The sequence below is a fragment of the Terrabacter ginsenosidimutans genome (assembly GCF_039539425.1).
Classification (GTDB): Bacteria; Actinomycetota; Actinomycetes; order Actinomycetales; family Dermatophilaceae; genus Terrabacter; species Terrabacter ginsenosidimutans.
In genome coordinates, this window is the sequence record NZ_BAABDC010000009.1 from 46,492 (window position 1) to 60,268 (window position 13,777).

Annotated in this window: 14 protein-coding genes; 11 read left to right on the forward strand and 3 right to left on the reverse strand. The window is 70.7% G+C overall.

The window, feature by feature from the left end; all coding sequences use genetic code 11:
• Nucleotides 1–69 precede the first annotated feature (69 nt).
• Entirely contained in the window at nucleotides 70–255 is a 186-nt protein-coding gene (locus tag ABD831_RS19420; protein ID WP_142177762.1) for a hypothetical protein, read from the reverse strand.
• 348 nt (nucleotides 256–603) lie between these two features.
• Between ABD831_RS19420 and ABD831_RS19425 the strand changes: the two genes are divergently transcribed.
• The 5 genes from ABD831_RS19425 (at nucleotide 604) to ABD831_RS19445 (ending at nucleotide 3,531) form a co-directional block, all read left to right on the forward strand.
• Entirely contained in the window at nucleotides 604–903 is a 300-nt protein-coding gene (locus tag ABD831_RS19425) for a DUF4193 domain-containing protein (protein WP_030146251.1), read from the forward strand.
• A 53-nt stretch (nucleotides 904–956) separates the two neighbouring features.
• Nucleotides 957–1,454, forward strand: coding sequence for a dUTP diphosphatase (gene dut, locus ABD831_RS19430; RefSeq protein WP_142177763.1), 498 nt, complete (start codon nucleotides 957–959; stop codon nucleotides 1,452–1,454).
• A 98-nt stretch (nucleotides 1,455–1,552) separates the two neighbouring features.
• Nucleotides 1,553–2,347, forward strand: a complete 795-nt coding sequence (locus ABD831_RS19435; protein ID WP_344950686.1) for a DUF3710 domain-containing protein — start codon at nucleotides 1,553–1,555, stop codon at nucleotides 2,345–2,347.
• Between the two features lie 67 nt (nucleotides 2,348–2,414).
• Nucleotides 2,415–2,810: an OB-fold nucleic acid binding domain-containing protein gene (locus tag ABD831_RS19440; protein ID WP_344950689.1), complete on the forward strand. Its 396-nt coding sequence runs from the start codon at nucleotides 2,415–2,417 to the stop codon at nucleotides 2,808–2,810.
• Nucleotides 2,803–3,531 carry a DUF3159 domain-containing protein gene (locus ABD831_RS19445; RefSeq protein ID WP_344950692.1) on the forward strand — a complete coding sequence of 243 codons (729 nt, stop codon included), beginning with the start codon at nucleotides 2,803–2,805 and terminating at the stop codon, nucleotides 3,529–3,531. Before ABD831_RS19440 ends, ABD831_RS19445 begins: the two co-directional genes overlap by 8 nt.
• A gap of 41 nt (nucleotides 3,532–3,572) precedes the next feature.
• On the opposite strand, the gene ABD831_RS19450 is transcribed toward ABD831_RS19445, so the two are convergent.
• Both ABD831_RS19450 and ABD831_RS19455 read right to left on the reverse strand, forming a co-directional pair.
• Entirely contained in the window at nucleotides 3,573–4,259 is a 687-nt protein-coding gene (locus ABD831_RS19450; protein ID WP_142177767.1) for an NAD-binding protein, read from the reverse strand.
• Nucleotides 4,260–4,282: 23 nt separating this feature from the next.
• Complete coding sequence (locus tag ABD831_RS19455) at nucleotides 4,283–4,945, reverse strand: NAD-binding protein (RefSeq protein ID WP_142177768.1); 663 nt, start codon at nucleotides 4,943–4,945, stop codon at nucleotides 4,283–4,285.
• Nucleotides 4,946–5,102: 157 nt separating this feature from the next.
• Here ABD831_RS19455 and ABD831_RS19460 point away from each other — a divergent pair, with 157 nt between their 5' ends.
• The 6 genes from ABD831_RS19460 to acnA all read left to right on the forward strand — a co-directional run bounded on the left by ABD831_RS19460 (nucleotide 5,103) and on the right by acnA (nucleotide 13,640).
• Nucleotides 5,103–7,112, forward strand: a complete 2,010-nt coding sequence (locus ABD831_RS19460; RefSeq protein WP_425582858.1) for an APC family permease — start codon at nucleotides 5,103–5,105, stop codon at nucleotides 7,110–7,112.
• Nucleotides 7,109–8,371 carry a class I SAM-dependent RNA methyltransferase gene (locus ABD831_RS19465; RefSeq protein ID WP_344950697.1) on the forward strand — a complete coding sequence of 421 codons (1,263 nt, stop codon included), beginning with the start codon at nucleotides 7,109–7,111 and terminating at the stop codon, nucleotides 8,369–8,371. Before ABD831_RS19460 ends, ABD831_RS19465 begins: the two co-directional genes overlap by 4 nt.
• A gap of 47 nt (nucleotides 8,372–8,418) precedes the next feature.
• Nucleotides 8,419–8,844, forward strand: coding sequence for an acyl-CoA thioesterase (locus ABD831_RS19470; protein WP_344950700.1), 426 nt, complete (start codon nucleotides 8,419–8,421; stop codon nucleotides 8,842–8,844).
• Nucleotides 8,845–8,911: 67 nt separating this feature from the next.
• On the forward strand, nucleotides 8,912–9,379 hold the full coding sequence (locus ABD831_RS19475; protein ID WP_344950703.1) for an Hcp family type VI secretion system effector: 468 nt from the start codon (nucleotides 8,912–8,914) through the stop codon (nucleotides 9,377–9,379).
• A gap of 62 nt (nucleotides 9,380–9,441) precedes the next feature.
• Entirely contained in the window at nucleotides 9,442–10,710 is a 1,269-nt protein-coding gene (locus ABD831_RS19480; protein ID WP_344950705.1) for a methyltransferase, read from the forward strand.
• 125 nt (nucleotides 10,711–10,835) lie between these two features.
• The gene (gene acnA, locus ABD831_RS19485; protein ID WP_344950707.1) at nucleotides 10,836–13,640 is read left to right on the forward strand and encodes an aconitate hydratase AcnA; all 2,805 of its coding nucleotides are present in this window, start codon (nucleotides 10,836–10,838) and stop codon (nucleotides 13,638–13,640) included.
• Nucleotides 13,641–13,777: the final 137 nt, after the last annotated feature.

The window sequence follows — 13,777 nt, forward strand, 5'->3', positions numbered from 1 at the left end:
GGCGTCTCTCCGTCTGGAGGACGCGGACGGCATGCGCCCGCGTCGGGGGGTGGTGCTGGACGTCGCTGCTCAGGCCGCCTGGAACGGCTCGAGCTCCGGGACACGGACGCCGTTCTCGGCGGCGAGACGGGCGAAGGACTCCAGCTCCCCGGTGTGCACCTGCACCCGGAAGTCATCGCCTGCCTGCCGCGCGTCGGCGAGGTCGCCCAGCGCGTCGTTGACACGTTGCCTGATCTGGTCGACGAACTCGGTCATGGGTGCCACCTCCGGGCCTGGGTCGTTGATCGGTCGAGTCCGGAGACCCTACCGCGCCGTAGGACCCCCAATGTGCACCCGGGACGGTCGGTGGATGGCAAAGGAAAGGTGAACTCTTGGTCCGGAAACGGCAGGCATGGGGGGTCCGTCCCGCCCGTGTCTCAGGCCTTGGTTCGGGCAACGTGACAACGCCGTGGGGATCAGGCACCATACGCGCACGCGGAGATGTTTCGTCGCTGTTAACAACGCCGTTGACGGTACGGCTTCCACGGGAACAAGCACGGGCCACTGAGCGTTCTCCGCGTCACAGACCGCAAGGCGCAGCACGAGTAGAAGTGAGACAACGAGATGGCAACTGATTACGACGCGCCACGCAAGACGGACGACGACCTGAACGAAGACTCCATCGAGGAGCTGAAGTCCCGGCGGGTCGACAAGACCTCGTCCAGCGTGGACGTCGACGAGACCGAGCAGGCCGAGGGCTTCGAGCTGCCCGGTGCCGACCTCTCCGGCGAGGAGCTGTCGGTTCGCGTGCTGCCCAAGCAGGCCGACGAGTTCACCTGCGGACGCTGCTTCCTCGTCCACCACCGCAGCCAGCTCGCCAAGGAGAGCAACGGCATGATGATCTGCACGGAGTGCGCCGCCTGAGCGCGTCTCCGACCGGGCAGCGGCACTGCCCGGAGCAAGTAGGGTCGGTCCTCGTGACCGACCCTTGTGCTGTCCCGGTGCGGCTGCTCGACCCGGACCTGCCGCTGCCCGTCTACGCCCACCCCGGCGACGCCGGGGCCGACCTCTGCGCACGGGTCGAGGTGACCCTCGAGCCGGGCGAGCGGGTGCTCGTCCCGACCGGTGTCGCGCTGGCACTGCCGGCGGGTCATGCAGGGTTCGTCCACCCGAGGTCCGGGCTCGCCGCCCGGCACGGGATCTCGATCGTCAACGCGCCCGGAACCGTCGACGAGGGCTACCGCGGCGAGATCCTCGTCAACCTCGTCAACCTCGACCCGCGCGAGCCGTTCACGGTCCGTCGGGGTGACCGGATCGCCCAGCTCGTCGTCCAGCGCGTCGAACGCGTGCGGTTCGTCGAGGTCGATTCGCTCGACGAGACCGGTCGGGGGGACACTGGACACGGATCAACCGGTGGCTTCGGTCCCGGGGGCGCCGCCTCGCCGACACCGGGGGAGACGCCCAGCGAGGCGTGATCATCGGATACGGTTCGCCGGGCGCTGCGTCAGCGCCGCGCCGGCCACGGGCGGGCATCGTGCCCACCCGGGCAGCAGGACTCTAAGGACGGAATGACGTGGGACTCTTCAGCCGGGGCAAGTCGAAGGACCGCCCGGACGCCGCTGCCGTGGACGCAGACCTGACGGACGACGGTCTCGACCCCGCCGGCCAGGACGACGTCGTGGACGCAGCGCACCGTGACACGGACGGCTCGGACCGAGCGACCGACAGGGGCGAGGGCACCACGGGCCCGCTCGACCGCAGCGAGGTCGACGACGACAGCGACTACCTCAACCTCGGCGCCATCTGGTTGCGCGGGCAGCAGGGGATGGAGCTGCGCCTGGAGGTCAACGAGCAGGAGCAGCAGATCACGGGCGTCACCGCCGTCATCGGCGAGTCCGCCGTGCAGCTGCAGGCCTTTGCCGCGCCGCGCACCGAGGGCGTCTGGATCGACATCCGCAACGAGATCGCGGCAAGCATCGTCGACGCCGGCGGCACCGCCGAGGTGCTCACGGGCGAGTTCGGCGAGGAGCTGCTGACACGGATGCCGCAGGCCGACCCCGAGGGCCGCACCGTCTTCATGCCGGCCCGGTTCGTCGGCGTCGACGGTCCCCGCTGGTTCCTCCGCGCCGTCGTCTCGGGGCGCGCCGCCATCGAGCCCGCTGCGGCGGAGGCCGTGCACGAGGTCATCCGGACCACGGTCATCGACCGCGGTGAGGAGGCCATGCCGCCGCGCGAGCTGCTGCCGCTCCGCCTGCCCGACGCCGACGGCGCCGCCCAGGCCGATGCCGAGGGCGACGCCCCCGGCGCTGCGGGTGGCCCGGACCTCAGCCCGTTCGAGCGCGGTCCAGAGATCACCGAGGTTCGCTGATGTCCGGCCCGTGTCCGGCGTCGCACCCGGCCGCGCATCGAGCAGCACGTCGAGGCGAGGCGCGCCCGTGACCTCGGGCCAGCCCGGTGCCCTGCGGCGGCTCACCGAGCGCCTGACGCGCTCGGCCCACGAGATCGAGGCCGCGGAGCTGCGGCGCGAGTCCTCTGACCTCGCCGGCGTCGTGCACATCGGGGAGGCTCCCCAGCGCACCAGGGTCACCGTGTGCGGTGAGGTGCGCTCGGTGACGCTGCGCCCCCGTGAGGAGACCCCGGCGCTCGACGTCGAGGTGTGGGACGGCACCGAGTCGCTGCACCTGGTGTGGCTCGGCCGGCGTCGCATCGCCGGCATCGTCCCCGGCATCAAGATCCAGGCCACGGGCCGCATCACCAACCGCCGAAAGGTCATGACGATGTTCAACCCCGCCTACGAGATCATCGGCAGGGCAGGGCAGTCGCATGGCTGAGGCCGACGGGGAAGCGACGGTGCCGGGCGTGGGGGAGGGCGACGGGGTCGTCCGCTCCGAGGCCGACCTGCGTCGCTACGACACGGTCGAGGAGCTGCTGCGCGACAAGCTGTCCGAGGCCCTCGGGGGCTGGCGCGGCGCCGTCGAGTCAGCCGTCCCGACCCTGGCCTTCGCCCTCGTGTGGGCTCGCACCGAGAACCTCCGCACGGCCCTCGTCGTCGCCGGGGCGTGTGTCGCCGTCCTGCTCGTCGTGCGCCTCGTGCAGCGCCAGGACCCCCGCTTCATCGCGTATGCCGCTGCGGGAGTGGCCATCTCGGCCTTCTTCGCGCTGCGGTCCGGCAAGGCCGAGGACGCCTTCCTGCCCGGCATGCTGCAGAACGCGGGGCTGCTCGTGCTCCTGCTCCTGACGAACCTGACGCGGTGGCCGCTCTTCGGCTTCGTGGTCGGGGTCGCCGAGCCCGAGGCCTTTGCCGAGAATCCCACGTGGTGGCGGCGTCACTCCGGAATCGTCACCGTCGCGGCCAGGCTGGCGTGGGTGCTCATCGCCCTCAACGTCGTGCGCCTCGCGATCATGGTCCCGCTCTACCTGGCCGAGCAGGTGGCCGCGCTGGGCGTGGCCAAGGTCGTCCTGGGCTGGCCGGCCTACCTCGTCGCCATCACGGCGATGGGGGCCATCCTGCTCCGTGGTCGCACCCCGATCGACCCCAACCGCGTGGCCTGACGGCGCGCGCGGGACCGGACAGTCCTGGACGGTCCGGGGACTCAGCCCTCGCTGGTGGCGTGGTGCCGTTCGCCGGGGGACACGAGGTCCTGGAGGCGGTCCTCCTGCTCGGTCGTGGTGATGAAGAGCAGCTCGTCGCCAGCCTCGATGGCATCGTCGGGCGTCGGCGCGAGGGGCCGCTCCTCGCGGATGATCGCGACGAGCACCGTGTCGGTGGGCCAGTCCACGTCGCCGACGCGGCGACCGGCGAAGGGGCTGCCCTCGGGGAGGGTGATCTCGACCATGGAGGCCCGACCCTGCTGGAACTCGAAGATGCGCACGAGGTCGCCGATGCTGACGGCCTCCTCGATGAGCGCCGTCATGAGGCGTGGGGTCGACACGGCCACGTCGACGCCCCACGACTCGTCGAACATCCACTCGTTCTTGGGGTTGTTGACGCGGGCCACGGTGCGGGGCACGCCGAACTCGGTCTTGGCCAGCAGGGAGAGCACGAGGTTGGCCTTGTCGTCGCCGGTGGCGGCGACGCACACGTCGGACTCCTCGAGCCGGGCCTCCTCGAGGGCTGCCAGCTCGCAGGCGTCGGCGAGCAGCCACGACGCCTCGGGCACCCGTGAGGCCTGGACGTCGTCGGCGTCCTTGTCGATGAGCAGCACCTGGTGCCCGTTGCCGAGCAGCTCACGGGCGATGGAACGGCCGACGCTTCCGGCTCCGGCGATGACGACGCGCATGGGGGCTTCTTCTCCTGTGCCGGTCAGTGGGGGGCCGGAGCCTGGTCGCAGAGCCGCTCGACACGAGCGAGGTCGTCGCGAGGGACGGTGAGGTGCACGAGGTCGCCCTGCTGGACGACCATGTCGGGCCGGGGGAGGGTGCCCTCCCCGAGACGGGTGACGTAGGCGACGCGCGAGCCGGTCTGCTCCTCGACCTCGGTGAGGTGGCGGCCGACCCAGGCCTCGTTCAGGGGCACCTCGGCGATGACGATCTTGCCGCTCGGGTCGGTCAGCTCGGGCACGGCGCCCTGGGGCAGCAGGCGCTGGATCATCTGGTCGGACGTCCAGCGCACGGTCGCGACCGTCGGGATGCCGAGCCGCTGGTAGACCATGGCGCGCTGCGGGTCGTAGATGCGCGCGGCCACGTGCTCGACCCCGAACGTCTCGCGGGCCACCCGGGCCGCGAGGATGTTGGAGTTGTCGCCGCTGCTGACGGCTGCGAACGCGTAGGCCTCCCGGATGCCGGCCGCGACGAGGGTGTCTCGGTCGAAGCCGATGCCCGTGACCGTCTGGCCCTCGAAGGAGGTGCCCAGACGGCGGAACGCCGACGCGTCGGCGTCGATGATCGCGACGTCGTGGCCGCCTCGGCCCAGGGTGCGGGCGAGGGTCGACCCGACGCGGCCGCATCCCATGATGACGAAGTGCACGGACGCGACGCTACACCGTGACAGGGCCGCCCACCCCGCGGGCCGCGCGCGCCGGCCCAGCCCGTGAAACGACCGTGACGGCATACGTTCTCGGGGTGGCGTCCGCGCCGTCGCGAGTGGGTCGGTGCGTGGTCCCGATCCGTCATACAGTGTCGTCGTGCCCGGTACCGGTTCGCTGTTCAAGCGCCTCCTGCTCGGTCGTGCGATGCGCAGCGACAAGCTCGGGGAGACCCTGCTTCCCAAGCGGCTCGCGCTGCCGATCTTCGCGAGCGACGCGCTCTCGTCGGTGGCCTACGCCCCTGACGAGATCCTGCTCATGCTCGGCCTCGCCGGCGGCACGTTCGTGGCGACCCACAGCTGGCAGGTGACCGTGGCGGTCGTCCTCGTCATGGTCGTCGTCGTGGCGTCGTACCGCCAGAACGTGCACGCCTACCCGTCCGGCGGCGGCGACTACGAGGTGGCGACCGTCAACCTCGGTCCGCGCGCCGGGCTCACCGTGGCGAGCGCCCTGCTCGTCGACTACGTCCTGACCGTCGCGGTGTCGATCTCCTCCGGCGTGCAGAACGCCGCCACCGTCCTCGGCTTCGTGCGGGGCCACGAGGTCATCGTCGCGGTCGCCCTCATCGTGTTCCTCACCGCCATGAACCTGCGCGGCGTCCGTGAGTCCGGCAAGGCGTTCGCGGTGCCCGTCTACGCGTTCATGCTGGCGATCATCGGCATGGGCATCTACGGCTTCGTCCAGCACTTCACCGGCTCGCTCACACCGGCCGAGAGCGCCGGCCTGACGCTCAAGCCGGAGGAGGGCCAGGGGCTCACCGGCCTCGCGGCGGCCTTCCTGCTGCTGCGGGCCTTCTCGTCCGGCTGCGCGGCCCTCACCGGCGTCGAGGCGATCAGCAACGGCGTGCCGGCCTTCAAGAAGCCCAAGAGCGACAACGCCGCCACCACCCTCCTGCTCATGGGGACCCTGTCTGTCCTGATGCTCGGGTCGATCATCACTCTCAGCCAGTGGACCGGCGTCAAGATCGCCGACAACCCGGGAGCCCAGCTGCTGCGCGACGGACAGCCGGTCGGTGACTCCTACGTGCAGCACACCGCCATCGGCCAGCTCGCCGAGTCGGTCTTCGCGAGCTTCCCGGTCGGCGTCGTCTTCGTCTCGATCGTCACCGGTCTGATCCTCGTCCTCGCCGCCAACACCGCCTTCAACGGCTTCCCGGTGCTCGGCTCGATCCTCGCCCGGGACGGCTACCTGCCTCGCCAGATGCACACCCGCGGCGACCGGCTCGCCTTCAGCAACGGCATCCTCATCCTCGCGGGGGCCGCCATCGTCCTCGTCATCGTGTTCAAGGCCGAGGTCACCGCGCTGATCCAGCTCTACATCGTCGGGGTGTTCGTCTCCTTCACCACGAGCCAGATCGGCATGGTGCGGCACTGGACGCGCAACCTCCGGCTCGAGCGCAACGCCAAGGAGCGCTCGCGGATGCAGCGCTCGCGAGTCATCAACGCGGTCGGCGCCGCGATGTCGGCGACGGTGCTCATCGTCGTGCTCCTCACGAAGTTCCAGGCCGGTGCGAAGTACGCGATCCTCGCGATGGTCGTCCTCTTCGCCCTGATGCTCGGGATCAAGAAGCACTACAACCGCGTCCGCGACGAGCTCGCCATCGACTGGGACGTCGAGCGGCCGATGCTGCCGAGCCACGTCCACGCCATCGTCTGCATCTCCAAGGTGCACAAGCCGACCATGCGGGCGCTCGCCTACGCCCGGGCGAGCCGCCCGTCCTACCTCGAGGCCGTCACGGTCGACGTCGACCCGGACGAGACGCAGACCCTGCTCGACGAGTGGGACAAGCGCGAGATCCCCGTGCCACTCAAGGTCCTGTCCTCGCCCTACCGGCAGATCACCAAGCCGATCCTCGACTACGTCCGCTCGATCCGCAGCGGCAACCCGCGCGACATCGTCACGGTCTACCTCCCGGAGTACGTCCTCGGAAAGTGGTGGGAGCAGGTGCTGCACAACCAGAGCGCCCTGCGTCTCAAGGCGCGGCTGCTCTTCACGCCGGGCGTCATGGTCGTCAGCGTGCCCTGGCAGCTCCAGTCCTCCGAGGGTGCGGAGCGCGACTGGATCGACGAGCCGCCGATCAGCGGGTCCGTCCGCGGAGGGGCGCTGTGAGCGCGCGTCAGACCCGCGAACGTGCCGCCGGCGGCGAGTCGCTCGTCGGGCAGCAGTGGACCGTCGAGGTCGGACCGGTGGCCCACGGCGGTCACTGCGTGGCCCGTCACGAGGGCCAGGTCGTCTTCGTCCGCCACACGCTCCCCGGCGAGCGGGTCGTCGCGCGCATCACCGAGGGCAGGGTGGGCGACAGCTTCGTGCGGGCCGACGCCGTCGAGGTGCTCGAGGCGGCGCCCGGCCGTGTCCCCGCCCCGTGCCCGTATGCCGCCCCCGGCCTCTGCGGTGGGTGCGACTTCCAGCACGTGTCCCTCGAGACGCAGCGTGAGCTCAAGGCCGCGGTCGTGCGTGAGCAGTTCACGAGGGTCGCCGGCCTCGACGTCGAGGTGGACGTCCGACCGGTGCCCGGGGACGAGGACGGCCTGCGCTGGCGCACCCGCGTCGAGTTCGCCGTCGACGGGGCCGGTCGTGCCGGCCTGCGCCGACACCGCTCGCGCGAGATCGTGCCGGTCGAGGACTGCCTCATCGCGACACACGCGGTCATCGACTCGGGAGTCCTCGACACCGAGTGGTCCGACCTCAAGTCGGTCGACGTCGTGGACGCCGTGCACCCGGACGAGCCGGTGCTCGTCCCGCTGCCCGCGCCCGAGGGTGCGAGCGCCGGAGGCGGCCTCGTCGGCGAGCTGGCACGGGACGGCGACTGGGAGGGCGAGTACGTCGTGGCGGCGCGGGGCTTCTGGCAGGTCCACCCCGGAGCGGCGTCGACGTTCCTCTCGCGCGTCACCGCCCTGCTCGGGGCGCGACCCGGCGACCGCGTCGTCGACCTCTATGCCGGCTCGGGCCTGTTCACCATGCGCCTCGGCGAGCTCGTCGCCCCTGACGGCTTCGTCCTCGGTGTCGAGGGAGACCGGGCCGCCGTCGAGAACGGGCTCGTCAACACCGAGCACCTCGACAACGTCGAGTGGCGCTCCAACCGCGTCGACCGCGAGCTGCGCTCCCTCGTCGGCCAGGACGTGACCGCCGATCTCGCAGTGCTCGACCCGCCGCGTACCGGCGCGGGCAAGGACGTCATGGGTCTGCTGGCCCAGCTGGCTCCCCGCCGGGTCGTCTACGTCGCGTGCGATCCCTCGGCGCTGGCCCGGGACGTCAAGGCCGCGGCGACGCACGGCTATGGCCTCGTCTCGCTCGAGGCCTGGGACGCGTTCCCGATGACGCACCACGTCGAGTGCATCGCGGTGCTCGAGCCCACCGGGCCGGCCTGACCGTCCCCGGCCCTCAGGGCCCGATCCCGGCAGTGGACGATGTCCCCATGTCGTTCAGCTACCCCGTGGCCGTGAAGTTCTCCGAGATCGACCTGGCGGGGGTCGTCTTCAACTCGCACTACCTGACGTGGTGCGAGGACGCGAAGATGGCCTTCCTCGACGACGTCGGCTACGGGCCCTACCGCTTCGCCGCCGAGCACCGGCTCGCCCTCGTGCGCCACGCCGAGATCGACTGGACGGCAAGCCTCAAGCCGCTGGACCACGCCGACATCCGGGTCGTCGTCGAGCGCATCGGTACGTCGTCGTTCACGTTGCGCCACGAGATCTGGCGCCGCGGTGAGGCGCCACTGCTCACGGCCACGTGCGTCATCACCTACGTCTGGTTCGACACCGTGGCAGGCGCCAAGGCGCCGCTCGACCCCGACTTCCGAGAGGCCCTCCACCGGGTTCAGGCCCCAGCCGGGCAGGGCTGAAACCGTCCTCGCCCGTCGACCCCGGTGCTAGCGTCGGACGGAGTGCTCGGCATCGGGTGGAGGCGACATGGACGCGTTCATGAAGTTCGACGGCATCGAGGGCGGCAGCGAGAGCAAGGACCACAAGGGCGCTGTCGACGTGCTCTCGTGGAACTGGGGTGTCACGACGACGTCCACCACCTCCGGGGCCGCTGGGGGAGCGGGCCGGCCCCGCCCCCACGAGTTCCGCATCGTCCACCACTACGACCTCGCCTCGCCGCACCTGGCCTCGTTCGCCGCCACCGGCAAGCACCTCAAGGACGCCACGCTCAACGTCGCCCGGCCCGGAGCCCGCAAGGACTTCCTCACCGTGACGATGAAGGACCTCGTCGTGACGGAGGTGCTCGTCTCCGGCGACGAGGAGGACGTCGACGAGGAGGTGGCCCTGCAGCCGGCCTGGATCCGCTTCGACTACGCCGAGCCCGGGCCGGGCGGGGGAGCGACGGGTCGCACCTCCAGCGTCACGTGGGACATCCGATCCAACAAGATGGGCTGAGTGCCGTTCGGGACGACGCGGGCGACGCCGGGGACCCCCGCGACGCCCACGACGCCCACGACATGGAGGCACCGGGCATCCCCGTCCTCCTGGAGGACTGTCTCGAGCGTGCCCTCGAGCGGGTACGGGCGGGCGACGGACCAGGCGCCGAGGCGGCGCTCGCCGACGCGGAGACCGCGTCCGACACGGGCGCGGCGGGTGACGCCCGCGTCGCGCACCTGCGCGCCGTGGCCGCCCACCTGCGCCACGACGCGGAGGCCGCCGAACGGCTGATGGCGGTGGCCCTCACGGCGACGACGGACCCGACGCTGGTGGCGAGCCTGCACAACGACCTCGGCAACATGCGGCTCGAGGCGGGGCGCCCGGCAGCCGCCGTCGAGTCGTACGAGGCGAGTCTCGCCGTGCAGCCCGCGGACGCACCCACGTGGGCCAACCTCGCCACGGCTCGACGGCACGCGGGTGACCCGGTGGGAGCCGGGCGAACGGGCCTTCACGTCCTCGAGCTTGAGTCCGGTGCTGCGCTCGGTCGGGCGGCCGTCGGCGCTGCCTTGGTCCACCTGACGGGTCAGGGCCGGACCACCGAGGCCCTGGACCTGGTCCGGCGGTGGGTCGAGCTCGACCCCGAGCACCCGGGCGCCCGACACCGCCTGGCGGCGCTCGGCGGTCTCCCGGTCCCGGACCGTGCACCTGACGACTACGTCGAGACGCTCTTCGACGCCAGTGCCGAGGACTTCGACGACCACCTGGCTGGTCTGGGCTACCGAGCGCCGGGGCTCGTCGTCGACCACGTCACCGTGCTGCTCGGCGAGGCCGGCGGTGCGCTGGACGTCGCCGACCTCGGCTGCGGGACCGGCCTCGTCGGCCACCTCGTCCGTCCGTGGGCGCGCAGCCTCGTCGGCTGCGACCTGTCGGTCGGCATGCTCCGAAAGGCGCAGCGCCGCGGGTGCTACGACACCCTGCACCACGCCGAGCTCGGCGCGTTCCTCGGAGCCCGACACGCGGCATACGACCTCGTCGTGTGCGCGGACACGCTCTGCTACTTCGGTGATCTGACGGACGTGACCCGGGCGGCGGCCGGCGCGCTCCGCCCGGGCGGGACGCTCGTCGCGACGGTCGAACGTCTCGAGGACAGGTCCTGGCAGCTGACGCCGACGGGACGCTACGCCCACAGCTCCGGGCACCTGCACGAGGTGGCCGTGCGGGCCGGCCTGCACGAGGTCACGACGCGCCGAGTGCACCTCCGGCTCGAGGCCGGGGAGCCGGTCGAGGGCCTGCTGTGGTCGGCGCGCCGACCACGAGCGGCCGCCGACGGCACCGGGGCAGACAGCTGACCGAGCGGGGTCGAGGATGGGCGGGTAGGAGGGGACTGACAGGGACGAGCCCGTGTGGTTAGATATATCTTGACGTCAAGATAAATCGAGCACCGTGACATCAGTGTTGCTGGAAGGAGCCCGACGTGGGCAGTGTTGACAGCTTCAAGGCCAAGGGGACCCTCGAGGTCGAGGGCCAGTCCTACGAGATCTACCGCCTGGCGGGGATCGAGGGGCAGGAGACCCTGCCCTACAGCCTCAAGGTCCTCCTCGAGAACCTCCTGCGCACCGAGGACGGCGCCAACATCACCGCCGACCACATCCGTGCGGTCGGCTCGTGGGACGAGAACGCCGAGCCGTCCACGGAGATCCAGTTCACGCCTGCGCGCGTGATCATGCAGGACTTCACGGGCGTGCCCTGTGTCGTCGACCTCGCCACGATGCGTGAGGCCGTCGCAGACCTCGGTGGCGACCCGGCCCGGATCAACCCGCTCGCCCCGGCCGAGCTCGTCATCGACCACTCCGTCATCATCGACGTCTTCGGTCGTGCCGACGCCTTCGAGCGCAACGTCGAGATCGAGTACCAGCGCAACCGCGAGCGCTACCAGTTCCTGCGCTGGGGACAGACTGCCTTCGACGACTTCAAGGTCGTCCCCCCGGGCACCGGCATCGTGCACCAGGTCAACATCGAGCACCTCGCCCGCACCGTCATGGTCCGCGAGATCGACGGCGAGCGCGTCGCCTACCCCGACACGTGCGTCGGCACGGACTCGCACACGACGATGGTCAACGGCCTCGGCGTGCTCGGCTGGGGCGTCGGCGGTATCGAGGCCGAGGCGGCCATGCTCGGCCAGCCCGTCTCGATGCTCATCCCGCGTGTCGTGGGCTTCAAGCTGAGCGGTGCGATCCCGACCGCGGCCACCGCCACCGACGTCGTCCTCACGATCACCGAGATGCTTCGCAAGCACGGTGTCGTCGGCAAGTTCGTCGAGTTCTACGGCGAGGGCGTCTCCCAGGTGCCGCTCGCAAACCGCGCCACGATCGGCAACATGAGCCCAGAGTTCGGCTCGACCTGCGCGATCTTCCCGATCGACGAGGTCACCCTCGACTACCTGCGCCTCACCGGCCGCTCCGACGAGAGCGTCGCCCTCGTCGAGGCGTACGCCAAGGAGCAGGGCATGTGGCTCAAGGCGGGTCCCGACCAGCCCGAGTCGCGCTACAGCGAGTACCTCGAGCTCGACCTGTCGACCGTCGTCCCCTCGATCGCCGGCCCGAAGCGTCCGCAGGACCGCATCGCCCTGACCGACGCCAAGGAGGCCTTCCGCAAGGTGCTGCCGACCTACGTCGCGCACGACGAGGGTGACGCGGGCGCCGCCTCGTCGTTCCCCGCCAGCGACCCGTCGCCCCAAGGCACGACCGACGGCACCAACGGCGGCTCGAAGCCCGCTGACGAGGGCGACGGCAACGGCCGCCCGTCCAAGAAGGTCTCGGTCACCGACGCCGAGGGGCGCGAGTTCGAGATCGACCACGGCATCGTCTCGATCGCCTCGATCACGAGCTGCACCAACACCTCGAACCCGTCGGTCATGATGGCCGCCGCGATGCTCGCCAAGAACGCTGTCGAGAAGGGCCTTTCGGTCGCCCCCTGGGTCAAGACGTCGATGGCGCCGGGCTCCAAGGTCGTCACCGGCTACTACGACAAGGCCGGCATGTGGCCCTACCTCGAGAAGCTCGGCTTCCACCTCGTCGGCTACGGCTGCACGACGTGCATCGGCAACTCGGGCCCCCTCAACGACGAGATCTCCAAGGCGATCAACGACAACGACCTCGCGGTCACCTCGGTCCTCTCGGGCAACCGCAACTTCGAGGGTCGCATCAACCCCGACGTCAAGATGAACTACCTCGCGAGCCCGCCGCTCGTCATCGCCTACGCCCTCGCCGGCACGATGGACTTCGACTTCGCGTCGCAGCCGCTCGGCCAGGACACCGACGGCAAGGACGTCTTCCTCGAGGACATCTGGCCCGCCCCGACCGACGTCGAGCGCGTCATCGCGAGCTCGATCAGCCAGGAGATGTTCACCGAGGACTACGCCGACGTCTTCGCCGGCGACGAGCGCTGGCAGTCGCTGCCGACCCCCGAGGGCGACACGTTCGCCTGGGACGGCGAGTCGACCTACGTGCGCAAGCCGCCGTACTTCGACGGCATGTCGATGGACACGACCCCGGTCGCGGACATCGAGGGCGCCCGTGTGCTCGCCAAGCTCGGCGACTCGGTCACGACCGACCACATCAGCCCGGCCGGCGCGATCAAGAACGACAGCCCCGCCGGCAAATACCTCGCCGACCACGGCATCGAGCGCAAGGACTTCAACTCCTACGGCTCGCGCCGCGGCAACCACGAGGTGATGATCCGTGGCACCTTCGCCAACATCCGACTGAAGAACCTCCTCCTCGACGGCGTCGAGGGCGGCTTCACGCGCGACTTCACCAAGGGTGGCGAGCAGTCGACGATCTACGACGCCGCGCAGAGTTACGCCGCGGCCGGCACCCCGCTCGTCATCCTGTCGGGCAAGGAGTACGGCTCGGGCAGCTCGCGTGACTGGGCGGCCAAGGGCACGAGCCTGCTCGGCGTCAAGGCCGTCATCGCCGAGAGCTACGAGCGCATCCACCGCTCCAACCTCATCGGCATGGGTGTCATCCCGCTGCAGTACCCGGCCGGCCAGAACGCCGACTCGCTCGGCCTCGACGGCACCGAGACCTTCGCGATCACCGGCATCACTGCCCTCAACGAGGGCACGACGCCCAGGACCGTCAAGGTCGTCGCCACCAAGGAGTCGGGCGAGACGGTCGAGTTCGACGCCGTCGTGCGCATCGACACCCCCGGTGAGGCCGACTACTACCGCAACGGCGGCATCCTGCAGTACGTCCTGCGCTCGCTCGTCTCGAGCTGAGGCCAGCTCGGACCTCCGGGCCCCGCACGCCGCATCACGCGGTGTGCGGGGCCCGTCGCTTCTGGCCGGACGCCGTCCGATGGCGTATGCCGTGCGCCCGGGTGGGGCGTGAACCAGCCCTTCCCGGCGCCGGGGCG

What these genes read in the sequence shown, in the direction of transcription:
- ABD831_RS19425 (WP_030146251.1), top strand. Translation starts at nt 604, where the DNA reads ATGGCAACTGATTACGACGCGCCACGCAAGACGGACGACGACCTGAAC.
- ABD831_RS19420 (WP_142177762.1), bottom strand. Translation starts at nt 255, where the DNA reads ATGACCGAGTTCGTCGACCAGATCAGGCAACGTGTCAACGACGCGCTG.
- ABD831_RS19480 (WP_344950705.1), top strand. Translation starts at nt 9,442, where the DNA reads ATGGAGGCACCGGGCATCCCCGTCCTCCTGGAGGACTGTCTCGAGCGT.
- ABD831_RS19445 (WP_344950692.1), top strand. Translation starts at nt 2,803, where the DNA reads ATGGCTGAGGCCGACGGGGAAGCGACGGTGCCGGGCGTGGGGGAGGGC.
- ABD831_RS19470 (WP_344950700.1), top strand. Translation starts at nt 8,419, where the DNA reads ATGTCGTTCAGCTACCCCGTGGCCGTGAAGTTCTCCGAGATCGACCTG.
- ABD831_RS19475 (WP_344950703.1), top strand. Translation starts at nt 8,912, where the DNA reads ATGGACGCGTTCATGAAGTTCGACGGCATCGAGGGCGGCAGCGAGAGC.
- ABD831_RS19450 (WP_142177767.1), bottom strand. Translation starts at nt 4,259, where the DNA reads ATGCGCGTCGTCATCGCCGGAGCCGGAAGCGTCGGCCGTTCCATCGCC.